The organism is Rhizobium sp. 18065, from assembly GCF_902706095.1.
In the GTDB taxonomy this organism is placed as follows: domain Bacteria; phylum Pseudomonadota; class Alphaproteobacteria; order Rhizobiales; family Rhizobiaceae; genus Allorhizobium.
This window is the reverse complement of record NZ_CACSJP010000001.1, coordinates 786,037-806,392: the sequence shown is the minus strand read 5'-3', so window position 1 is coordinate 806,392 and position 20,356 is coordinate 786,037. Positions and strand designations below refer to the sequence as shown.

At 60.8% G+C, this 20,356-nt stretch carries 21 protein-coding genes; 10 read left to right on the top strand and 11 right to left on the bottom strand.

Annotated features, from left to right (window positions below; genetic code table 11):
* Positions 1 to 5 precede the first annotated feature (5 nt).
* The 3 genes from GVK95_RS03825 (at position 6) to GVK95_RS03815 (ending at position 3,300) form a co-directional block, all read left to right on the top strand.
* Positions 6 to 743: a 16S rRNA (uracil(1498)-N(3))-methyltransferase gene (locus tag GVK95_RS03825; protein ID WP_159946698.1), complete on the top strand. Its 738-nt coding sequence runs from the start codon at positions 6 to 8 to the stop codon at positions 741 to 743.
* Positions 744 to 897: 154 nt separating this feature from the next.
* The gene (locus GVK95_RS03820; RefSeq protein WP_159946696.1) at positions 898 to 2,271 is read left to right on the top strand and encodes a glutamate--cysteine ligase; all 1,374 of its coding nucleotides are present in this window, start codon (positions 898 to 900) and stop codon (positions 2,269 to 2,271) included.
* A gap of 135 nt (positions 2,272 to 2,406) precedes the next feature.
* Positions 2,407 to 3,300 carry a DUF937 domain-containing protein gene (locus GVK95_RS03815; protein WP_159946694.1) on the top strand — a complete coding sequence of 298 codons (894 nt, stop codon included), beginning with the start codon at positions 2,407 to 2,409 and terminating at the stop codon, positions 3,298 to 3,300.
* A gap of 145 nt (positions 3,301 to 3,445) precedes the next feature.
* Here GVK95_RS03815 and GVK95_RS03810 read toward each other — a convergent pair whose 3' ends face one another.
* A complete protein-coding gene (locus GVK95_RS03810; protein WP_159946692.1) occupies positions 3,446 to 3,745 on the bottom strand; it encodes a DUF1127 domain-containing protein in 300 nt (99 codons plus the stop codon).
* A gap of 198 nt (positions 3,746 to 3,943) precedes the next feature.
* Between GVK95_RS03810 and GVK95_RS03805 the strand changes: the two genes are divergently transcribed.
* Positions 3,944 to 4,897: a LysR substrate-binding domain-containing protein gene (locus tag GVK95_RS03805; protein ID WP_159946690.1), complete on the top strand. Its 954-nt coding sequence runs from the start codon at positions 3,944 to 3,946 to the stop codon at positions 4,895 to 4,897.
* Between the two features lie 14 nt (positions 4,898 to 4,911).
* On the opposite strand, the gene GVK95_RS03800 is transcribed toward GVK95_RS03805, so the two are convergent.
* The 3 genes from GVK95_RS03800 to katG form a co-directional block, all read right to left on the bottom strand.
* Positions 4,912 to 5,538 (bottom strand): TetR/AcrR family transcriptional regulator, encoded by a 627-nt coding sequence (locus GVK95_RS03800; protein ID WP_244618632.1) that lies wholly within the window; start codon positions 5,536 to 5,538, stop codon positions 4,912 to 4,914.
* A 39-nt stretch (positions 5,539 to 5,577) separates the two neighbouring features.
* A complete protein-coding gene (locus GVK95_RS03795) occupies positions 5,578 to 5,727 on the bottom strand; it encodes a hypothetical protein (protein ID WP_159946686.1) in 150 nt (49 codons plus the stop codon).
* Positions 5,728 to 5,807: 80 nt separating this feature from the next.
* Complete coding sequence (gene katG / locus GVK95_RS03790) at positions 5,808 to 7,979, bottom strand: catalase/peroxidase HPI (protein ID WP_159946684.1); 2,172 nt, start codon at positions 7,977 to 7,979, stop codon at positions 5,808 to 5,810.
* Between the two features lie 98 nt (positions 7,980 to 8,077).
* Between katG and GVK95_RS03785 the strand changes: the two genes are divergently transcribed.
* Positions 8,078 to 9,025: a hydrogen peroxide-inducible genes activator gene (locus tag GVK95_RS03785; RefSeq protein WP_159946682.1), complete on the top strand. Its 948-nt coding sequence runs from the start codon at positions 8,078 to 8,080 to the stop codon at positions 9,023 to 9,025.
* Between the two features lie 99 nt (positions 9,026 to 9,124).
* Here the strand turns inward: GVK95_RS03785 and GVK95_RS03780 are convergent, their stop codons facing one another.
* Positions 9,125 to 10,282: a patatin-like phospholipase family protein gene (locus GVK95_RS03780; protein ID WP_159946680.1), complete on the bottom strand. Its 1,158-nt coding sequence runs from the start codon at positions 10,280 to 10,282 to the stop codon at positions 9,125 to 9,127.
* A gap of 253 nt (positions 10,283 to 10,535) precedes the next feature.
* On the opposite strand from GVK95_RS03780, the gene GVK95_RS03775 reads away from it, so the two are divergent.
* Complete coding sequence (locus GVK95_RS03775; RefSeq protein WP_159946678.1) at positions 10,536 to 11,021, top strand: hypothetical protein; 486 nt, start codon at positions 10,536 to 10,538, stop codon at positions 11,019 to 11,021.
* Positions 11,022 to 11,106: 85 nt separating this feature from the next.
* Here GVK95_RS03775 and rirA read toward each other — a convergent pair whose 3' ends face one another.
* Positions 11,107 to 11,610 (bottom strand): iron-responsive transcriptional regulator RirA, encoded by a 504-nt coding sequence (rirA, locus tag GVK95_RS03770; RefSeq protein ID WP_159946676.1) that lies wholly within the window; start codon positions 11,608 to 11,610, stop codon positions 11,107 to 11,109.
* A 226-nt stretch (positions 11,611 to 11,836) separates the two neighbouring features.
* Between rirA and GVK95_RS03765 the strand changes: the two genes are divergently transcribed.
* Positions 11,837 to 12,826, top strand: a complete 990-nt coding sequence (locus GVK95_RS03765; protein ID WP_244618661.1) for a Fe(3+) ABC transporter substrate-binding protein — start codon at positions 11,837 to 11,839, stop codon at positions 12,824 to 12,826.
* Positions 12,827 to 12,918: 92 nt separating this feature from the next.
* Here the strand turns inward: GVK95_RS03765 and GVK95_RS03760 are convergent, their stop codons facing one another.
* From GVK95_RS03760 to GVK95_RS03745, 4 genes are all read right to left on the bottom strand, one after another.
* The gene (locus GVK95_RS03760; protein WP_159946672.1) at positions 12,919 to 13,980 is read right to left on the bottom strand and encodes a M48 family metallopeptidase; all 1,062 of its coding nucleotides are present in this window, start codon (positions 13,978 to 13,980) and stop codon (positions 12,919 to 12,921) included.
* Positions 13,970 to 15,043: a YjgN family protein gene (locus GVK95_RS03755; RefSeq protein ID WP_159946670.1), complete on the bottom strand. Its 1,074-nt coding sequence runs from the start codon at positions 15,041 to 15,043 to the stop codon at positions 13,970 to 13,972. Before GVK95_RS03755 ends, GVK95_RS03760 begins: the two co-directional genes overlap by 11 nt.
* A 200-nt stretch (positions 15,044 to 15,243) precedes the next feature.
* Complete coding sequence (locus GVK95_RS03750) at positions 15,244 to 16,740, bottom strand: CoA-acylating methylmalonate-semialdehyde dehydrogenase (protein WP_159946668.1); 1,497 nt, start codon at positions 16,738 to 16,740, stop codon at positions 15,244 to 15,246.
* Between the two features lie 103 nt (positions 16,741 to 16,843).
* The gene (locus GVK95_RS03745; RefSeq protein ID WP_159946666.1) at positions 16,844 to 17,749 is read right to left on the bottom strand and encodes an NAD(P)/FAD-dependent oxidoreductase; all 906 of its coding nucleotides are present in this window, start codon (positions 17,747 to 17,749) and stop codon (positions 16,844 to 16,846) included.
* A gap of 143 nt (positions 17,750 to 17,892) precedes the next feature.
* On the opposite strand from GVK95_RS03745, the gene GVK95_RS03740 reads away from it, so the two are divergent.
* From GVK95_RS03740 to GVK95_RS03730, 3 genes are all read left to right on the top strand, one after another.
* Positions 17,893 to 18,354, top strand: a complete 462-nt coding sequence (locus GVK95_RS03740) for an Rrf2 family transcriptional regulator (protein WP_159946664.1) — start codon at positions 17,893 to 17,895, stop codon at positions 18,352 to 18,354.
* A gap of 154 nt (positions 18,355 to 18,508) precedes the next feature.
* Positions 18,509 to 18,835, top strand: a complete 327-nt coding sequence (locus GVK95_RS03735) for an antibiotic biosynthesis monooxygenase (protein ID WP_159946662.1) — start codon at positions 18,509 to 18,511, stop codon at positions 18,833 to 18,835.
* A 3-nt stretch (positions 18,836 to 18,838) separates the two neighbouring features.
* A complete protein-coding gene (locus GVK95_RS03730; protein ID WP_159946660.1) occupies positions 18,839 to 19,720 on the top strand; it encodes a LysR family transcriptional regulator in 882 nt (293 codons plus the stop codon).
* Between the two features lie 4 nt (positions 19,721 to 19,724).
* Here the strand turns inward: GVK95_RS03730 and GVK95_RS03725 are convergent, their stop codons facing one another.
* Positions 19,725 to 20,333, bottom strand: a complete 609-nt coding sequence (locus GVK95_RS03725) for a DUF1007 family protein (protein WP_159946658.1) — start codon at positions 20,331 to 20,333, stop codon at positions 19,725 to 19,727.
* Between the last annotated feature and the right edge of the window lie 23 nt (positions 20,334 to 20,356).

Sequence of the window (20,356 nt, the reverse complement as noted above, 5' to 3'; positions counted from 1 at the left end):
TTTTGATGCGCGCCAACTACCGGATGCAGAGACTGTATGTCACCGCGTCACTTGCGGCTGAAACCGGCTTCGAGGCAACGCCCGAGCAGTTCAACTACTTGGCCAATGTGCTGCGCTTCGAAGAAGGCACGGATGTACTGGTCTTCAATGGCCGCGATGGCGAATGGCGTGCGACGGTCAGTTTTCCAACACGCAAGCGCATCCTGCTGACGCCCGTCGAAGAGACACGGCCACAGCCTGCCGATTGCGACCTGCACTTCCTGTTTGCACCGCTGAAGGTCGGCCGGATGGATTACCTGATCCAGAAGGCCGTCGAGATGGGGGCCGGCATGCTGCAGCCGGTGATCACCCAGCATGTGCAGGGCAAGATCGGCAATATCGAGCGGCTGCAGGCCAATGCCGTCGAGGCGGCGGAGCAATGCGGCGTCCTCGCCATTCCGACCGTCGGCCAACCGGTGAAGCTGAAAGACATGCTCGAGCGCTGGCCGTCCGAGCGACGGATCATCTATTGCGACGAGGATGCCAGCACGCAAAACCCGCTTCCAGCGCTTGCCGCCATCACCGAGCGTTCGCTGGCGCTGCTGGTCGGACCCGAGGGCGGGTTTTCGGACGAGGAACGCCAGTTGCTGCGCTCCCTGCCCTTTGTCACCGCCATTCCGCTGGGACCGCGGATCCTGCGCGCCGACACGGCAGCGGTCGCTGCCATGGCCGTGGTGCAGGCGGCGATCGGGGACTGGCGGTAGGCGGGCTCGCAAACGTCAATTTCAAGAGCACGCCGTTTCTCTTTTTTGAGCAGGCCTTGAGAGTTTTTCACTTGCACGCAGCAAATTTCCGGTCCAATCACCTGTCTCTGTGGGCCTGAGCGCCCTTGCGACAAAGCCCAACAAGGTTACCTTCATGGCTCGTGACACGACCGACGATACGCCCCTGGGCTCCATTGACGACATGGCCGCTTACATGGCTGACGGCAGCAAGCCGAAAGAGGCGTTCCGGATCGGCACCGAGCACGAAAAGTTCGCTTTCTTCCGCGCTGACAACAGCCCGGTTCCCTATTTCGGCGATGCCAGCATTTCCGCGCTGCTGAAGGGCATGCAGGCAAAGCTCGGCTGGGATCCGATCATGGACGGCGAGAACATCATCGGTCTCGGCGAACAGTCCGGAATGGGCGCAATCTCGATCGAACCCGGCGGCCAGTTCGAGCTTTCCGGCGCGCCGGTCGAAACCCTGCACCAGACATGCAAGGAATCGAACCATCATCTGGCCGTGCTGCGCGATGTCGCCGAGCCGATGGGAATCCGCTTCCTCGGCCTTGGCGGCAGCCCGAAATGGACGCTGGCCGAAACGCCGCGCATGCCGAAGCAGCGCTACGACATCATGACCCGCTACATGCCGAAGGTCGGCAGCAAGGGTCTCGACATGATGTACCGGACCTGCACGATCCAGGTGAACCTCGACTTTTCGTCGGAAGCCGACATGCGCCAGAAGATGCGCGTATCGATGAAGCTGCAATCGCTGGCGACGGCGCTGTTTGCATCTTCGCCGTTTACCGAAAGCAAGCCGAACGGACTGGTCTCGTGGCGCGGCGATATCTGGCGCGACACCGACAACCAGCGCGCCGGTGTCCTGCCTTTCACCTTCTCGAAGGATTTCTGTTTCGGCGACTATGTGCGCTGGGCGATCGAAGCGCCGATGTATTTCATCGTGCGCGACGGGCGCTATCACGATTGCACCCACGTCACCTTCCGCCAGTTCATGGATGGCGCGCTCAAGGGCGAAGTCGCGGAATGGGAGCCGACACTCGGCGACTGGACCAACCACCTCTCGACGCTGTTCCCCGATGTCCGCCTCAAGCGCTTCCTGGAAATGCGCGGCGCCGACGGCGGTCCATGGCGGCGGATCTGCGCGCTGCCGGCCTTCTGGGTCGGCCTGCTCTATGATGACGCAGCGCTTGCAGCAGCCGACGAACTGACGGCCGGCTGGACTGTCGAGGACGTGGTTCAGATGCGCGACACCGTTCCGGCACAGGGCCTGAAGGCAACCGTCGCAGGCAGGCCGCTGATGGACGTGGCGCGTGACGTTGTCGAACTGTCACGGCAGGGCCTGAAGTCGCGCGCGCGTCTCAATGGCGAAGGCCAGGACGAGAGTGTGTTCCTCGGCCCGCTGGATGAAGTGATCGCCAAGGGCACGACCCTGGCTGACGACTTGCTGTCGCTCTACAACGGCCGCTGGAACGGCCGGATCGACCCGGTTTTCGAAGAATACCAGTATTGATCGAAGGGCGCGCCACGGCCCTCCTGTCTGCAAGTCATGACTGCGTTGGCGAAACCGGTAAAAACCGGTTTGCGCAGTGTTTTTTCCGGTTATAGTGCCAAGAGCCAACTACACGTATCCGGGGAGAAAACGTCCATGCTGCCACTGTTCGACATGATGCTTCAGGCGCAGAACGGGACGGCGATGGATGCCATGGCCCGACAGTTCGGTCTTGCCCAGGAGCAGGCCGCCAAAGCCATGGCGGCACTCACACCTGCATTTGCATCGGGATTCAAGCGCAGCGCCAGCAATCCCTATGATTTCTCCACCCTGATCTCGGCGATGACGTCTGGAAATTACGCGAAGTATTTCGAGGACATGAGCTCGGCGTTCACGCCGCAGGGTGTCGCCGACGGCAATCAGGTGCTGCAGCAGCTGTTCGGCTCGAAGGAGGTGTCGCGCGCGATTGCCGCGCAGGCGGCCCAACTCACCGGCATCGGCCAGGACGTGCTCAAGCAGATGATGCCGGCTATGGCCGACACCATCATGGGCGGCCTGTTCAAGCAGACCACCGGCCAGTTTCCCGGCGTAGACGCCTTTGCGAATTCGCCGATGAACAAGATGATGCAGCAATGGCTGGAAAGCACCGGCATGCAGCCAAAGCCGCAACCGCCAGCCAATATCTTCGACAACCCGTTCACCAAGGCATTCCAGGAGATGATGGGCGGGGCGAAAAAGCCGGAAGCCGCGGCGGGTGCCGGCAATCCCTTCTTCGACAATCCGTTCGCCAAGGCCTTTCAAGACATGACGACAGCTTACGGCGCTGCAGCCGGTGGCAAGCCGGCGGAAACTGCCGCCCAGCCGGCCAAGGAGGGTTCCAAACCCGCCGCAGGCGACGACCAGGCCGGTTTCACCGCCATGATGAACTCGATGTTCGACAGCGGCCTTGAAGTGCAGAAGAGCTACCAGAAGAGCATGGAGCAGATCTTCGACAGCTATCTGACTGCCAGCAAGGGCGAGACCGATGCACCGCCGGAGAAAAAGACGTAATTTCTAGCCTGCTTGCCGTGCAGACTTGCCGTGCAGACTTGCCGCCCGGATCCAACGCACAGAACAAAAAAAGCCCGGCCTGAACTCGTTCAGGACCGGGCAAAATGCAGGGCTATTGGCTATCACCCTGCGGGGATGGGAAATGTCACTCGGCGCGCACCCCGCGCAACGAATTCTCGGACCGGCGACGCGCAACGCGCTTCAGATGCGGCGAAGGATCGTCCGCGTAGCTGACCAGATTGAGGACTTCGTGGATGTCGACACGGCTGAGGCCGAGGTCATTCAGAAGCCTGTCATCCAGTTCAATCAGGCGGTTCGCTGCACGGTGATTGCGCAGAGCAGAGCGAAGGGATCGCACATTCGCCAGCCATGTCGAAAGACGCGCGGCAAGCGTCGGCCGTGGGGTGGCAAGGTCGAGGTCGAGGATCCGATCAGTCGTGCGCATGGCAATCATCCTTCCGATTTGGCACGAGGAAAAGTGTCCTTGCCGCAGGCGCGGAAAGGTCATGAGGTTGGGGGTTGAAACTGAGCGACCGATTTCGGTCAATGCGATTTGCAAGACCGAGAATGTCGAAAGGATATTGATCAGTCCAACGAATGTTTCTAATGATAAGCATCAACAACACTTATGGATGCTCTTGTCATGTCGGCACCCCTCGATATCGATCAGCTTCAGACCTTCATCGCCATTGTCGATACCGGCAGCTTCACCAAAGCGGCCGGCCGCGTGTTCAAGACCCAGTCCGCCGTCTCGATGCAGATGCGCCGTCTGGAAGAGCGTGTCGGCAAGCAGCTTTTCATCAAGGATGGCCGCGGCAACAGGCTGTCGGTCGATGGCGACAAGCTGCTCAACTACGCGCGCCGGATCATCCGGCTGAACAGCGAGGCGATTGCCGCCTTCGACGACAACCGGCTTGAGGGCACGCTGCGCATCGGCACGCCGGACGACTATGCCGACCGCTACATGCCGGAGATCATCGGGCGCTTTGCCAAGACGCATCCGAATGTCGAGCTTTATATCGTCTGCGAACCTTCTGTCGATCTCGCCGAGAAAATGGCCAAGGGCGAACTCGACATTGCGCTGGTCACACATAATCCATTGCTGCGGCAGTCGGACGTGGTGCGCACGGAACCCCTGTGCTGGGTTGGCTCCGCCAATCACCCGCTGCGGGAAGACGCGCCTGTGCCTCTCGCCGTTGGACGTCGCGATTGCCAGTGGCGGCAGTTGGCCTGTTCAGCGCTGGATGCGGACGGTCGCGAGTACCAGATCCTGTTCACAAGCTGGTCGTCGACCGTGGTTGCAGCCGCCGTGCTTGCCGGCATGGCCGTGTCGATCCTGCCGGAATCCGCATTGCGGACAGGCATGAAAGTGCTGACGGCCAATGACGGCTTCCCGCCGCTGCCACCGGTGCAGATCGGCCTGATGAAGCGCCCCGGCCTGTCAACCTCGCTGCTGAATGCCATCACCGACCACATCACGGCATGCCTCGACAACATCACGCCGGCGCAAGTGGAGGATGACCTGGATGGAGAATCCAAGGCCTATTCACGCTTTTACCCGCGGCTGAGAGCCGGCAACATGATTCCCGGCTGGTAAGCGCTTAGCAGTGGTTAGACGGCAAAAAGCGTCGCCTTGACGAATTTCTGCCACTGGCCAAGATGAAGCTGCGCCTGTTCTTCCGGCAGTCCGGCAATGAAGCGAATGACTTCTCCGCTGGAGAGGATCTGCAACTTCAGGCTGGCGCGCATGCGCTCCTGATCCTCGGCTGGCACCAGATCTCCGAGATCGGCAAGAAAGGCCGTGATCAGTACATCATGGTTGGACGCGACCAATTGCTTCAGATCAGGGTCAGCCAATGTGGCCGACCACATCGATAGGTAGACCGGTTCCCTGGTGAACATCTCATGGAATTTTGCGAGCGCGACGACGGCACGATCGCATGCCTCCTCGCGGGTCTTCACGCCACGGAACACCGTGGTAGTGGTGTCGCTGATCGACTTGCTAAAATTATCATGCAGCGCCCGGATGATCGCCGCCTTTTCCGGGAAGAACTGGTAGAGCGAACCGATGGGTATGCCTGCCTGCACAGCAATCTCGCTCATGGTCAGGCCCGATATGCCCTTTTCCGTCAACAGGCGGATACTTGCGGCCATGATGGCTTCCAGCCGCTGGATGCTGCGTTCCTGCTGGGGCTTCTTGCGCAAACGGATGCGCGATTTTTCATTGTGGTCGATCATCGACATTCCAACCGGTGTACCCACCGGCTCCCTTTAAACTCATAGTAAGCCAATAAGCAACGCACCTGCCCAAAAGGTTAACGCAACCAATGCGACATCGACAATTGCAAAGGCAAACACAAAAAAGGTCAGCGCTGGCGGGCACTGACCTTTTTTGACATCGTCTGGCCGAGTGTGTTCGGCCATCATGACATTCTCGAATTAACAACCTGGGGTACGCCCGGCGCCTGAGCCTTCTCGAAAGAAGGCGGCAAGCGCCGGGCGGACAATCATACCAGGTCGAAGCGGTCTGCGTTCATTACCTTGGTCCAGGCCGCGACGAAGTCTGCCACGAACTTTTCCTTGTTGTCGTCCTGGGCATACACTTCGGCGTATGAGCGCAGGATCGAGTTCGAACCGAGTACGAGATCGGCGCGGGTGGCCGTGTACTTGGTCGCTCCGGTCTTGCGGTCGCGGATCTCATAGCTGTTGCTGCCGGTCGGAACCCAGGTATAGGCCATGTCCGTCAGGGTATCGAAGAAGTCGGTGGTCAGAGCGCCAACCCGGTCGGTGAACACGCCGTGTGCCGTGCCGCCGTAGTTGGTGCCGATGACACGCATGCCGCCGATGAGAACGGTCAGTTCCGGAGCGGTAAGCCCGAGCAGCTGGGCGCGGTCAAGCAACAGCTCTTCCGGGCTGACGACATAGTCGGCCTTCTGCCAGTTGCGGAAACCATCGGCGACCGGCTCGAGTACGGCGAAACCATCCACATCGGTCTGCTCGGCGGTCGCATCGCCACGGCCCGGTGCGAAGGGAACGCTGACCTCGAAGCCTGCAGCCTTTGCCGCCAGCTCGACACCGACATTGCCGGCCAGAACGATAACGTCGGCAAGGCTTGCGCCGGTTTCGGCCGCAATGCCTTCGAGCGCCGCCAGAACCTTGGCGAGGCGCACAGGCTCATTGCCTTCCCAGTCCTTCTGCGGGGCCAGGCGAATGCGGGCACCATTGGCACCGCCGCGCTTGTCGGAGCCACGGAAGGTGCGGGCGCTATCCCAGGCGGTCGCCACCATCTCGCCAGTGGACAGACCACTGTTGATGATCTTGGCCTTGACCGCGACGACGTCATAGTCGGTGCGGCCGGCCGGGATCGGATCCTGCCAGATCAGGTCTTCGGCCGGAACGTCCGGGCCGAAATAGCGGGACTTCGGGCCGACGTCGCGATGGGTCAGCTTGAACCAGGCGCGGGCGAAGACGTCCGAGAAGTGGTCCTGGTCATCCTTGAACTTCAGCGAGATCTCGCGGTAGATCGGGTCGACCCGGAGCGCCATGTCGGCATCGGTCATCATCGGGTTGTTGCGGATCGACGGATCCTCGACGTCAACCGGGCGGTCCTGTTCGGCGATCGAGATCGGCTCCCACTGGTGTGCGCCGGCGGGGCTGGTGACCAGATGCCATTCATGGCCGAACAGCATCTTGAAGAAGCCGTTGTCCCACTTGGTCGGCTCGCTGGTCCAGGCGCCTTCAAGGCCGGATACGACTGTGTCGCGGCCGATGCCACGGCCGGTGGTGTTCATCCAGCCGAGCCCCTGGGATTCAGGGCCTGCAGCTTCCGGATCTGCGCTGAGATTGGCCGCACTGCCATTGCCGTGGCATTTGCCGATCGTGTGGCCACCGGCGGTCAGCGCGACGGTTTCCTCGTCATCCATGCCCATGCGGGCAAAGGTTTCGCGCATCTGGGCAGCCGTTGCCAGCGGGTCGGACTTGCCGTTAACGCCTTCCGGGTTGACGTAGATCAGACCCATCTGCACGGCGGCCAGCGGATTGGCCAGCGTTTCCGGCTTGGTGACATCGCCATAGCGGCCGTCGCTCGGCGCGAGCCATTCCTTCTCGTCGCCCCAGAAAGTGTCCTTTTCCGGATGCCAGATGTCTTCGCGGCCGAAGGCGAAGCCGAAGGTCTTCAGCCCGGCGACGTCATAGGCCATGGTGCCGGCGAGTGCGATCAGGTCGGCCCAGGAGATCTTGTTGCCGTACTTCTTCTTGATCGGCCACAACAGGCGGCGGCCCTTGTCGGTGTTGACGTTGTCCGGCCAGGAGTTCAGCGGCGCAAAGCGCTGGTTGCCGGTGTTGGCGCCGCCACGGCCGTCGGTGACGCGGTAAGAGCCTGCAGCATGCCAGGTGACGCGCGCCATCATGCCGACATAGGAACCCCAGTCCGCCGGCCACCATTCCTGGCTGTCGAGCATCAGCGCACGCAGGTCAGCCTTCAGCGCCTCAACGTCGAGCTTCTTCAGCTCTTCGCGATAGTTGAAGCTCGGACCCAGCGGGTTGGTCTTGGCGTCGTGCTGGTGCAGGATGTCGAGGTTCAGCGCATTCGGCCACCATTCCATCACAGACTTGCCCATGGCGGTGTTGCCGCCATGCATGACCGGACATTTGCCGGTTGGTTTTGTATGTTCGTTCATATTGGCCTCCTGTTATTGCTTGTCGTGGGGCACAATCTCGCAATTGGTCCATAATTCCCAATTGTATTTGATGGTATCTTCGATAAGATAATCCTATCATGATTACCATTCGTCAGTTGCGCTATTTCGAGGCCCTCGCCACCACCCTGCATTTCGGCCGCGCCGCTGAAATGGTCCATGTCAGCCAGCCCGCGCTGTCGACACAGATCATGGAACTGGAGCGCCATCTTGGGGTCAAGCTGATCGAGCGCACGCGCGGATCGACCCTTCTGACAGCCAAAGGAGCCGAGCTTCTGGCGCATGCAAGAGCGGTGCTTTCTTCGGTAGACCGACTGGAACAGGCAGCCCGGCAAAACAGCGGCACGCTCGAGGGCCTGCTGAGGCTCGGCATCATCCCGACGGTCGCGCCCTATCTGGTGCCGCAGGTGGTGCCCTATCTGCGGCGCATGCATCCGCTGATCGAGCTGGAACTCAAGGAGGCGGTGACTGACCGTCTGTCGGCCGATCTTGCCGAAGGGCGGATCGACGCGATGATCGCAGCGCTGCCGATTGAAGCCGACAATTTTGTCGAGATACACCTGTTCACCGATCGCTTCTTCATGGCGATGGCCGAAAACGACAGCGACGTATTGCTGTCACCGCTCACCGAAACGCAGGTGGACCCGGAACGCTTGCTGCTGCTTGAAGAGGGCCATTGCCTGCGCGACCAGGCGCTGGCCGTGTGCAAGGCGGCCAACCGGCGCAGCCTGATCAATTTCGGCGCGACCTCCATGGCGACGCTGCTACAGATGGTCTCGCATGACATGGGCATGACGCTGATCCCTGAAATGGCCGTCGAGACCGAGACCAGTCGCAACCATTTGCGGATCGTGCCGTTTGCCGAACCGCAGCCGGCCCGCGAGATCGGACTGGTCTGGCGCCGCTCCAATCCGCGCCGTGCCGACATGGAGGCGCTGGCGCATGCCATCATCGCCAGCCGACGGGAGCCTTCGAAACAGGGGTTGCGGGATGGCGGCACCGCGCGGGTGCGGCCAATTGCATCCTAGAGGGTTACCGGCGAAAACGGGTCGCCTTCACTGCTCTGTCTCTTTAGTTTTTACGCAATTGCGGACGCAAAACCGGTTCCCACTTTTGCAGGAATTGCTCTATGACGCGACCGCCCGCTTGCCGTGACGTTCGCGCGCCAGGTCGAAGATCTGGATGCCGTCCTTCGGCCGGCCGCGGTTGCGCCACTTGGAATGGTTGAGCGTGTAGGTGACATCGTCGAAGCCCGCCTGCCAGTGCTCGTTGATCGAGCGGCGGGAGAACTCGACATCCATCGCGTGGGTGGCATAGGCGGCGCGGCGATGGATCAGATGCACGATCGTGACATCGTATTCCTGGCCGATGGAGCGCAGGATCTTTGCGTCTTCGTCATCGAGCAATTCCGGCGGGAGTTTTTCCAGCAGCCGCTTGGCAGCACGGCGGACCATCTGCTTTCTGGCAAAGTCGTCGGTGTTCATGCGGGTACGGCTTGAATAGCGGATCTCCTTGACCCGGCTTTCCACTTCGAACTGATCCCTCGGCATGGCGCCACGGGCGCTGAACAGGTCGACCTGAAAGATCTCGAGATCACAATCCGCCTCGTTGACCGACAGGACATGCTGCAACGGCGTGTTGGACACCAGGCCGCCGTCCCAATAGAAGTGCCCATCGATCTCGATCGGGGCAAATCCCGGCGGCAGCGCGCCCGATGCGGCGATATGGCGGGCGTCGAGCTTGGTCTTGCGGTTGTCGAAATAGGCAAAATTGCCTGACTGGACATCGACGGCACCCAGGCTCAGCCGGGTCGAGCCATCGTTCAGCAGATCAAAATCAATCAGACTGTCGAGCGTCTTCATTAGCGGGTCGGTATCATAATAGCTGATCAGGGCTGCGGGATTGGCGGCAAGCTGAAACGGGGTGTAGAGACGCGGCGAAAAGAAACCCGGTATGCCGAAAAGGGTGCCGGTCATTGCGGCAATATCGTTGTTCACCCGGCGCAGGCTGCTGTCCTGGTCGCCGAAGGCAAAAACCGGGCTGGAGGAGACCATGTCCCAGAAGGCGCGAAGATTGTCGATGCGCCTGTCGCGCGGGCTGCCGGCGATGATGGCGGAATTGATGGCACCAATGGAAATGCCGGCGAGCCAGTCCGGCTCTACCTCATGCTTGTGGAGCGCCTCATAGGCGCCTGCCTGATAGGCGCCAAGTGCCCCGCCGCCTTGAAAAACGAAAATGTGATTGCTGTCGAAATTGCGAACGGTATTGCCGGCGGTCTCGGACATGGGAGCTCGATATACGTTGTTGCAATGCAACATATATAGGGACCATCCGGGGGCAGACCAGTGCCATCCGCGCAAGGCAGCATTTCCAATTCGAACTTACCAAAACAATGCAGGAAACTGGACACGATCGTCACGCCGGGATGCAGAACCGGGAGAAGCCTTCCCAAAAGAGGTTCGACACTGCAAACAAAGGCTTGGCTAAATTGCGCTCGAACTCCTAAGCTCGCGCAACTTCTGTGTCACTGGGGATAACATGCGCCTTCAACTGCAATCGGGAACTGGTTCCCGGACTATCCTAACCCGGACGCTGCTTGCCTTCGTCATGTCTACAGCGCTGTCGATTGCGCCGGCGTTCGCAGACGAAGCCGAGGTGGACCAGCAGATCGAAAATCTGCTCGGCAATGCCGATCTCTTCAAAAGCACGATTGCCGACCTGCAGGCGCGGATCGCCAATGAAGATTCGATCGCGGTCTCGGCTTTCATCGATTACCCGATCACCGTGACGATCAACGGTCGACGCAAGACGCTTCGTCAGGCGGAAGATCTCGAGCCGCTTTACTACGATATATTCACCCCGGAGATCACCGAGGTCATCGTCAACCAGGACTACGGCAGCCTGTTCGTCAACGGCGACGGCGTCATGTTCGGAAATGGCGAAGTCTGGATGAATGCCATCTGCCTCGATGACGGCTGCAACGAGACCGAAGCCAGGATCATCACGATCCAGGCGGCCGAATAAAAAGACCCGCTGGTGACAGCGGGTCTGCAGGATCAGGTCTGTTCACCAGGATGGCAAGTTGTCGCCAATCGTCAGGCGCCAATCTTCAGGCGGCAGGCGCAGTCAGCGCTGCTGCTGCGGCGGCAGTGGCCGCAATGCCCTTCGGCGAAAATTCATTCAGCCCGAGCAGGAAGTTGATCTGCGGACGCGTCTTGACGAGGTCGTCGATCGTGTATTGTGACAGCACATCGAAGAAGGCATTCAGAGCCTTGCGCAGGGCCGAATTCAGGCCACAGCTGTCGATCAGCGGACAATCCACATCACCATCGTCTTCGAAGCATTCGGCCATCGCAAAGCTGTCTTCGGTGACACGCACGACGTCGAACAGGGTGATCTTGTCGGCAGCCCGACCGAGGCGCACGCCACCGTTGCGGCCGCGCACAGTTTCCACAAGACCGGCCTTGTTCAGAGGCTGTAGAATCTTGAACAGGAAGAGCTCAGACACACCGTAAGACCTGGCAATTTCCGGGATCCGGCTCAGGTTTTCCTTGTTCGCAGCGCAGTACATGAGCATGCGCACTGCGTAATTTGTCTGCTTTGTCAAACGCATGCATGATTCCTCAGTTTCACTTGGCCCTTATATAGCGCCTTTTGTAGTTTTGAACAATTCCAAATTACTCAAGTTCTGAACTCACGTGATCGTGAGCCTAGCCTAGCGTGATTGACAGGCGGAGGCAATTTATGAATATGACGATCAAGTAATCTAATAGGGAGGCAAAACAATGGCAAAAACCCACTTCACCCGCCTTGCGCTGAGCGCTGTTTCCGCGCTGTCGATGACGGCCGGCGCCGCGCTCGCCGATGGCGAGGTCAACATCTATTCCTACCGTCAGCCCGAGCTGATCCAGCCGCTGATGGACACGTTCACCAAGGAAACCGGCATCCAGACCAATGTGCTGTTCCTCGACAAGGGCCTGGTCGAGCGCATCGCGGCCGAAGGCGCCAATTCGCCAGCCGACCTGATCCTGACCGTCGACATTGCCCGCCTGACCGAAGCCAAGGAAGGCGGCGTGACCCAGCCGCTCAATGACGAGCGGATCAACTCCCAGATCCCGGCGCAGTACCGGGACAAGGATGGCGACTGGTTCGGCCTGACAACCCGCGGTCGTGTCGTCTATGCCTCCAAAGAACGCGTGACGGAAGACACGATCACCTATGAAGAGCTTGCCGATCCGAAGTGGAAGGGCAAGCTTTGCATGCGCGACGCGCAGCACTCCTACAATATCGGTCTGTTTGCCTCGATGGTGGCCCATCATGGCGCCGAATACACCGAAAAATGGCTGACCGGCGTCAAGCAGAACCTCGCCCGCAAGCCGGACGGCAATGACCGCAGCCAGGCCAAGGCGATCATGGCCGGCGAATGCGACATCGCGCTCGGTAATACCTATTATGTCGGCCTGATGCTGACCAACGAGAAGGATCCCGAGGAAAAGGAATGGGCTGCCGCCATCAAGGTGCTCTTCCCGAACGCGGGCGATCGCGGCACGCATGTGAACGTGTCGGGCATGGCGCTCGCCAAGAATGCGCCGAACAAGGACAATGCCATCAAGCTGATGGAATTCCTCGCTTCGGATGAAGCGCAGGGCATTTATGCCGAGAAGGTGTTCGAATATCCGGTCAGCCCGAAGGCCAAGCCTTCCGACATCGTCGTCGGCTTCGGCACGATCAAGCCCGACAGCCTGGCGCTGACCGATGTCGCCGCCAACCGCAAGGTGGCCTCCGAACTGGTCGACAAGGTCGGCCTCAACGAAGGCCCGAGCAACTAAGCTGCGGACCATGTCCAGAATGAAAAAGGGCGGCCCGTCAGGCCGCCCTTTTTTATGTGCCGGCCTTTTTTACGTGCCACTCGTGTCTCCCCTCAGGGCGACATGCCGCCGATCTCCTTCGCATAGTCTTCTATCGCCTTGCGGCGCTCGCCGGTGCCGGGATGGGTGGACAGGAACGAACTGTCATTGTCGATCGCGAATTTTTCTTCGATCAGGCTAAAAAAGCGATTGATCGCCGCCGGGTCGCGACCGGCCTTGGTCATCAGCTCGACCGACACACGGTCAGCCTCGCTCTCGGCATCGCGCGAATAGGATAGCGCCAGCAGGGCCGCGCCATTGGTCATGATGTCTTCGCCAGCGCTGCCGATATCGCCGGCGATCAGCATGATCAGGCCGGCCGTTCCTGCCGCACGGTAGAGCTGGCGCAGCGAGTGCTCCCGTTCGACATGCCCGATTTCGTGGGCAAGCACGCCGGTGATCATGTCGAGATCGCCGGCCGCCAGTTCGACCAGTTCATCGGTGATGACCAATGAGCCATCCGGCAGGGCAAAGGCATTGGCGCCGATCGGACCACCCCGGCGGAAATTCAGTTTGTAGCTGTCGACACCGCGCGCCGAAACAGTGGCGACACTGGCAAAGGCATCGCTGATTTCGCGGCGCTTGGCCTCCGGCAAATCACTTTCGCTGAACACCGTCTTGTCGAGCGAGATCAGTGTACCGCTTGCCATCCACTGCGTGACGACGGGCGGCGTGACCAGAACGGCGACCTCGACCAGAGCCGGCACGGCAAAACGATAGATCAGCCCGGCCAACAGGAAGATTGCCAGCACGACGCCGATGAGGCGCGGATGGAAACGCTCCAGTTCATGGACGAAGCCGATGCTCTGGTGGCTGCGGAGCCAGAGGTCGACCGCATCATTGTCTTCGGTCTCGAAGAGCGACCCATCGGCAAAGGTGATGCGGCGCGGGATGCGGCCAACGCGAGCCGACACATCGACGCGCGACAGATCGTTGACCGCGACCGGATCGCGCGCTTCACCATCGAGTTTGACAAGCAGCGTCTTGCCCGTCGCCAAAAGTCCCGCCGGAGAGGCGAGACTGGAACCCGGCGGATGCCAGCGGCCGCTTGCAATGCGTATGGGGTCAGAAGCCAAAATCGAAGCCTTCGAGATCGAGATATTCCGCGGTCACGGCAGAACCGGACTGCTGGATGGAGGAGACAACCTCGCCCAGTTCTCCATCGACGACAATGCCCGAATGGGTGACGACATAGCGATGTTCGCGAACGGCGGCCCATGGTCGCATCAGGCCGAGGGTCACGACCGAGACGATCAAGTTCGACACCAGGATCCAGAAATAACGCAGCCGGCCGAGATCGGAAAACAGCTGGTGGCGGGTGTCGAGCGTCGTCGCGTTCATCACGACATTGCGCACGCCGACGCGGTAGAAGATCGCGGCGACGCCGATCAGCAGGAAGGCGGGGATCACCGCGCCATAGATCGCCATCACGATCTGGAGTGCAGGTTCATCGTCCATACCGAAGGAGGCGCCGTCAGACGTTGCGAAATAGGCGAGCAGGCCGAGGCCGGTGCCGAGTGCCATGCCGACAAGCATGATCAGGAAAGCCGGAAGCCAGACACGGTAAAGGCTGCCGATCTTCGGATCGGCGGCAAAGGGACGATCGCCATAACGCAGGTTGTTGAAGATGTAGCGGTAGAGCCAGCGGCTGGCGAAGGGCGCCAGAATGCCCAGCGAAAACAGCGCGACGACACCACCGATGATGATGGCGACGAAGGCGCCCCAGGTCTTGCCGGTAAAATCGAAGCGAATGTTGCGATAGCTGGTGACCCGCGCATTGAAGCGCAGGCTGCGCATGACGATCCAGGGCAGAAGCAGAAGCATCAGCACGCCGAGCGCGATGCCGACGAACGGCATGAATGTCAGGACGATATTGTAGAGGATGATATAGGCGAAGACGATGGAGCGGCCGATGAAGATCTGCAGGCCACGGGCGTGATATTCGAACGAATGGTCGTCGACATAGCTGTTGCCGTAGAAATAGCGATTGCGGCGGACCTTGGCCCAGGCCGAATAGATGCCGAGAGTGACGATCGTCAGAAGAACGTTGACGATCCAGATACCGAAATACTCGCCGGCGCTGCCGCGGAAATCGCCACGCTTCAGGTTGGCTGCCCGTCCGAAGACTGCTTGTTGCATGAAATGTCCCTCAAATGATCCTGGTCCAGGCGCCACCGGTCCCCCGACCGGCCCGCCCACCGCCGTTCAAACCACGGCGACAACACATTCTCAAGTGCGCGATGACACCGCCCGCGTGATGCAGTCTCCTATTGCCGACAAGAAAAGGGGGCGAGGAATACTCCCCGCCCCTTTTCAGGTTCCTGGCTGGATCGCCGCAGTTACTTCATCGTCGGCATGACGAATTCGGCACCATCCTTGATGCCGGACGGCCAGCGCGAGGTGACCGTCTTGGTGCGGGTCCAGAACTTGATCGAATCCGTGCCATGCTGGTTGAGGTCGCCGAAGGACGAGGACTTCCAGCCACCGAAGGAGTGATAGGCAAGCGGAACCGGGATCGGCACATTGATGCCGACCATGCCGATGTTGATGCGCGAAGCGAAGTCACGGGCTGCATCGCCGTCGCGGGTGTAGATCGCGACGCCGTTGCCGTATTCATGCTTCATCGGCAGGTCGAGGGCTTCCTCATAGGTTTTCGCGCGAACGACCGAGAGGACCGGCCCGAAGATCTCGGTCTTGTAGATGTCCATGTCCGGGGTGACATTGTCGAACAGGCAGCCACCGACGAAATTGCCGTTCTCATAACCCTGCAGCTTGAAATCTCGGCCGTCGACGACGAGCTTTGCGCCCGCCTCGACGCCACTGTCGATCAGGCCAAGGATCCGCTCGCGGGCTTCCTTGGTGATGACCGGGCCAAGATCGGCCTTGTCATCGGTATAGGGGCCGATGCGCAAGGATTCGACCATCGGGGTCAGCTTTTCGATCAGGCGGTTGGCGGTGTCCTCGCCGACCGGGACGGCGACCGAGATCGCCATGCAACGTTCGCCGGCCGAGCCGTAGCCGGCACCCATCAGGGCGTTGGCGGCCTGATCGAGATCGGCGTCAGGCATGATGATCATGTGGTTCTTGGCGCCGCCGAAGCACTGGGCGCGCTTGCCGTTCATCGCGGCCGTGCCATAGACATAACGGGCAATCGGGGTCGAGCCGACGAAGGAGACGGCGGAGATATCCGGATGGGTCAGGATGCCGTCGACAGCCGACTTGTCGCCGTTGACGACGTTGAGGATACCGGCCGGAAGGCCTGCCTCGATCATCAGTTCGGCGAGGCGGATCGGAACGGACGGATCACGCTCGGACGGCTTCAGGATGAAGGCGTTGCCGCAGGCGATGGCGGGCGCAAACATCCACATCGGAATCATCGCCGGGAAGTTGAACGGCGTGATGCCGGCGCCGATGCCGACAGCCTGGCGAATGGAATACATGTCGATGTTCGGGCCGGCGCCTTCGGTGAATTCGCTCTTCGACAGATGCGGGATGCCAATGACGAATTCGCAGACTTCGAGACCGCGGATGATATCACCCTTGGCGTCTTCGATGGTCTTGCCGTGTTCACGCGAGAGGATCTCGGCGAGGCTGTCCATGTTGTCGTTGAGGAGTGCCACAAACTTCATGAACACGCGGGCGCGGCGCTGCGGATTGGTGGCTGCCCACTTGACCTGGGCGGCCTTGGCGTTGTCGACAGCGGCGTTCAGTTCTTCGGCACTGGCCAGCGAGACTTCGCCTTGCACTTCGCCGGTTGCCGGATTGTAGATCGGCTGCTTGCGGCCCGAGGTGCCGGCGACATGCTTGCCGCCGATGAAATGGCCTACCTGATACATGGGTGTCCTCCTGATTGTTATGGAGGCAGTATGCGCTTTGATTTTGACAAATCAACGCGATGATTTACGCACCCGTTGTGCGTAAATCGTAGCTCCTGTCCTATCACCCCCACAAGGCCGCCTCGATCAGCGCCCGATGGGCCGATATGCCAGCCATGACACCGGCGGCGCTGGCAAGGGTGGCGTTGTGCATCGGGCTCGCCGCATCACCGGCGGCAAAGACGCCGGGCACGCTGGTGCGGCCCATCTCGGCCTTGATGTGGAAACCCTGCGGTCCTTCATCCAACTCAAGCCCAAGCTGGTCGGCAAGTGGCGAGGCAATGGCAACCCTTGACTGGGCAAACAGGGCATGGACCTCGACCATGCGTCCGTCAGCAAGGCGCACACCACGGAGCCCATACCCCTCGCCCAGCAGTTCGACGACACGTTCGTTTTCCATCTTAACGCCGCGGGCCAGAAGCATCGCCACGTGCTCCTCATCAAAGGTCACGCCCGACTCGACAAACATGGTGGTCTTGCCCCAGTCCGGCAGAAGCCCGCCCTGGTGCGCGGCAAGCGGCGACGAGGCAAGGATGCCGATCGGGCCGCCACCGATCTCGAAGCCATGGCAGTAAGGGCAATGCAGGACTGTACGGCCCCAGCGTTCGGCAAGGCCCGGGATTGCCGGCAGCGTGTCCTCGACGCCGAGCGCAAGGATCATGACCGTGCTTTCGGCGACCTCATGTTCGGCCAGTACGAGACGGAAACCGCCGATGCGGCGCTCGACCTTCAGCGCCTCGTCCTGCCAAAGGGTGAATGTCGGGTAACGGGCAAGCTGGGCCAGTGCGTCGGCGCGAATGTCGGCCGGGCGGCGATTGTCCTGGCCGAGAAAGCCATGCGCGGTCGCGGCGAAGCGATTGCGCGGACGACCGGCGTCGACCATCAGCACATTTTTTCGGGCGCGCACGAGCTGCATGGCAGCGGACAGGCCGGCAAAGCTTCCGCCGACGACAATAGCATCGAATTTCATGATTGAACTCCTGTTCACGTATCTTTTCAAGTTACGTACTTTCATAAGTTACGGAAGTGCTTGCGGTCAAGTGATGTAACTCCGCTTGTTGCATAAGGTGCTTTGCGCTAACTGATACATCCAGGGCCCAGGAGGATAGACCGATGCGAGGTGACACACGGCTGTCGCGCATGCTGCATGTGCTGATCCATCTCGACCGCCATGCCGACAGCATGACATCGGAGATGATCGCCAAGATGCTCAACACCAATCCCGTCGTCGTGCGCCGGACGATGGCGGGCCTGCGCGAGCGCGGATACGTGCAGTCGGAAAAGGGCCATGGCGGCGGCTGGCGGCTGACCAGAGCACTCAACGACATTACCTTGCTCGACGTCTATGATGCGCTGGAGCGGCCGGACCTGTTCTGTCTCGTTTCCTCCTCCGACCATGCCGGTTGTCTGGTCGAGATCGCGGTCAACGAAGCGCTGGAGGATGCCAGGCGCGCGGCGGAAGAATTGCTGCTTTCGCGCTTTGCGACCATCCGGCTGTCGGACATCGCCGACGGTTTCGAAACCCGTATGGCGCTTCTCGGGCTGGACCCCGATTTGTCGGGTCCAGGGCGGTGATATGACGTTCAGAAGCGTCAAGCGGCATTCTATGGGGGAGAATTTGACATCCCCGATCGGCGACAGGCGCTTCAAATTCAACACGTCGACGCTATGAAACTGGCGTCTGTTGTGCAAAAATTGACGCAAGCACATTGATTGCCGGAACCGTGACATGATCGAAGCGCACCCTGCCCCAATCGTCAGAATGGCCGAACTGGAGATCGAAGCGGACCAGCTGGAGGCCTATCGCCCGCTGCTTGCCGAGGAGATCGAGGCTTCCGTAGCCATGGAACCGGGCGTGCTGATGCTGAATGCGGTCGCTCTCAGGGATGACCCGGCGCAGATCCGCATCCTCGAAGTCTATGCCAGTCAAAAGGACTACGAGGCACATCTGCAAACGCCGCATTTTCTCAAATACAAGAGCCTGACATCCGGAATGGTCAAGGCGCTGCGCCTTGTCGAGGTTGACCCGGTGCTCCTGCGCACCAAGATGGGCTAGGCGATGAACTGGGATGATGTGCGGATATTTCTCGCGGTGGCGCGCACCGGCCAGATCCTGGCGGCATCCCGCCGGCTTGGCCTGAACCATGCGACCCTGTCGCGCCGGCTGACGTCGCTCGAGGAAGCCTTGAAGACGCGGCTGTTCATCCGCCGCACCAATGGCTGCGAAATGACCGCCGAGGGCGAGGCATTTCTCGCCTCCGCCGAGCGCATGGAAACCGAGATGCTGGAGGTGCAGGCGCGGCTTGGGCGCACGGATGCCCGTGTCGCCGGCACGGTGCGGATCGGGGCGCCGGACGGTTTCGGCGTGTTTTTCCTGGCGTCGCGACTGGGCAAGCTGATCGAGCAGCATCCCGAACTGAAGATCCAGCTGGTGCCGGTGCCGCGGTCGTTTTCGCTGTCGCAGCGCGAGGCGGACATTGCGGTCACTCTAGAGCGACCGAACCAGGGCCGGCTGGTATCCGGGCATCTCACCGATTATACGCTGGGGCTTTATGCCAGCCGCAGCTATGTGGCGGTCCACGGCCTGCCGCAGACGACCGAAGACCTGAAACACCATCGGCGCATCGGCTATGTCGAGGACCTGATCTTTACCCAATCGCTGAACTTTACCGGCGAAGTGATGCGCGACTGGAATGCCGGCTTCGAGATCTCGTCAGCGATCGGCCAGACCGAGGCGGTGCTGGCCGGTGCGGGGATCTGCATTCTGCACAGCTATATCGCCCGCCAGCATGACACGCTCATCCGGGTGCTGCCGGAGATCAGCCTGAAACGCGCCTACTGGACCACCTATCACGAAAGCGCGCGTGACCTGGCGCGCGTGCGCGCTGTGGTGCAGTTCCTGCAGGAAGCAGTCGAGGCGGACCGGGCAATTTTCTGCTGAGATCTCAACGGCAAATCAGAACGGCCACATCCGGCGTGACCAGGCCGCCGAAATAGGCCGCATCCGGCTTCGGCGCGATCGCCGTGGTGCAATGCCCTTGATCGCCGCGCACAATCAGCGGCTGATCCGACGCGAAGCGAAAGGCGAGCGTCAGGTCGCGGTCGCGCAGCATCAGCTCCAGCCGCGCGCCATCCTGCAGCGTCGCCGTGCCGGGAATGGCAAAGGCCATGCTCAGCACGAGATGCCCGCCCTCCAACCTTGCATCAGTGGCGATGGGTGCGGCGAGCGCCACGGGCCTGCCCGCGAGATGTATTTCGGTGAAGAAGCCACGCGCCTCCAGGCTGGTCGTTATCTCGTTGGCCAGCGCTTGCGCCACCTGCGGATCCAGCGCGCCGTCGCGATCGGTATCGACGCGGGAGAGAAGCCTTGCGCTGGTCGTCGCATCGAAGGCGAGCAATTGCGCGATGCCGGTCAGCCGGCCGGCGCGGATGTCGAACAGCACACGCGCCGTGACCGCCATGTCCGGATGGGCCAATGCCGGTGCTGCGCAAAAAACACTCGCGGTTGCGAACAACAAACCCGCGACAGCGCGATGTTTCACCGGACGTTTCATTCCAGGCCCCATAGTGCCTTTCA

Bases quoted from the DNA above. Each gene is read 5' to 3' on its own strand.
- GVK95_RS03825 (WP_159946698.1), top strand. From the start codon at position 6: ATGCGCGCCAACTACCGGATGCAGAGACTGTATGTCACCGCGTCACTT.
- GVK95_RS03820 (WP_159946696.1), top strand. From the start codon at position 898: ATGGCTCGTGACACGACCGACGATACGCCCCTGGGCTCCATTGACGAC.
- GVK95_RS03815 (WP_159946694.1), top strand. From the start codon at position 2,407: ATGCTGCCACTGTTCGACATGATGCTTCAGGCGCAGAACGGGACGGCG.
- GVK95_RS03810 (WP_159946692.1), bottom strand. From the start codon at position 3,745: ATGCGCACGACTGATCGGATCCTCGACCTCGACCTTGCCACCCCACGG.
- GVK95_RS03805 (WP_159946690.1), top strand. From the start codon at position 3,944: ATGTCGGCACCCCTCGATATCGATCAGCTTCAGACCTTCATCGCCATT.
- GVK95_RS03800 (WP_244618632.1), bottom strand. From the start codon at position 5,538: ATGATCGACCACAATGAAAAATCGCGCATCCGTTTGCGCAAGAAGCCC.
- GVK95_RS03795 (WP_159946686.1), bottom strand. From the start codon at position 5,727: ATGATGGCCGAACACACTCGGCCAGACGATGTCAAAAAAGGTCAGTGC.
- katG (WP_159946684.1), bottom strand. From the start codon at position 7,979: ATGAACGAACATACAAAACCAACCGGCAAATGTCCGGTCATGCATGGC.
- GVK95_RS03785 (WP_159946682.1), top strand. From the start codon at position 8,078: ATGATTACCATTCGTCAGTTGCGCTATTTCGAGGCCCTCGCCACCACC.
- GVK95_RS03780 (WP_159946680.1), bottom strand. From the start codon at position 10,282: ATGTCCGAGACCGCCGGCAATACCGTTCGCAATTTCGACAGCAATCAC.
- GVK95_RS03775 (WP_159946678.1), top strand. From the start codon at position 10,536: ATGCGCCTTCAACTGCAATCGGGAACTGGTTCCCGGACTATCCTAACC.
- rirA (WP_159946676.1), bottom strand. From the start codon at position 11,610: ATGCGTTTGACAAAGCAGACAAATTACGCAGTGCGCATGCTCATGTAC.
- GVK95_RS03765 (WP_244618661.1), top strand. From the start codon at position 11,837: ATGACGGCCGGCGCCGCGCTCGCCGATGGCGAGGTCAACATCTATTCC.
- GVK95_RS03755 (WP_159946670.1), bottom strand. From the start codon at position 15,043: ATGCAACAAGCAGTCTTCGGACGGGCAGCCAACCTGAAGCGTGGCGAT.
- GVK95_RS03750 (WP_159946668.1), bottom strand. From the start codon at position 16,740: ATGTATCAGGTAGGCCATTTCATCGGCGGCAAGCATGTCGCCGGCACC.
- GVK95_RS03745 (WP_159946666.1), bottom strand. From the start codon at position 17,749: ATGAAATTCGATGCTATTGTCGTCGGCGGAAGCTTTGCCGGCCTGTCC.
- GVK95_RS03740 (WP_159946664.1), top strand. From the start codon at position 17,893: ATGCGAGGTGACACACGGCTGTCGCGCATGCTGCATGTGCTGATCCAT.
- GVK95_RS03735 (WP_159946662.1), top strand. From the start codon at position 18,509: ATGATCGAAGCGCACCCTGCCCCAATCGTCAGAATGGCCGAACTGGAG.
- GVK95_RS03730 (WP_159946660.1), top strand. From the start codon at position 18,839: ATGAACTGGGATGATGTGCGGATATTTCTCGCGGTGGCGCGCACCGGC.
- GVK95_RS03725 (WP_159946658.1), bottom strand. From the start codon at position 20,333: ATGAAACGTCCGGTGAAACATCGCGCTGTCGCGGGTTTGTTGTTCGCA.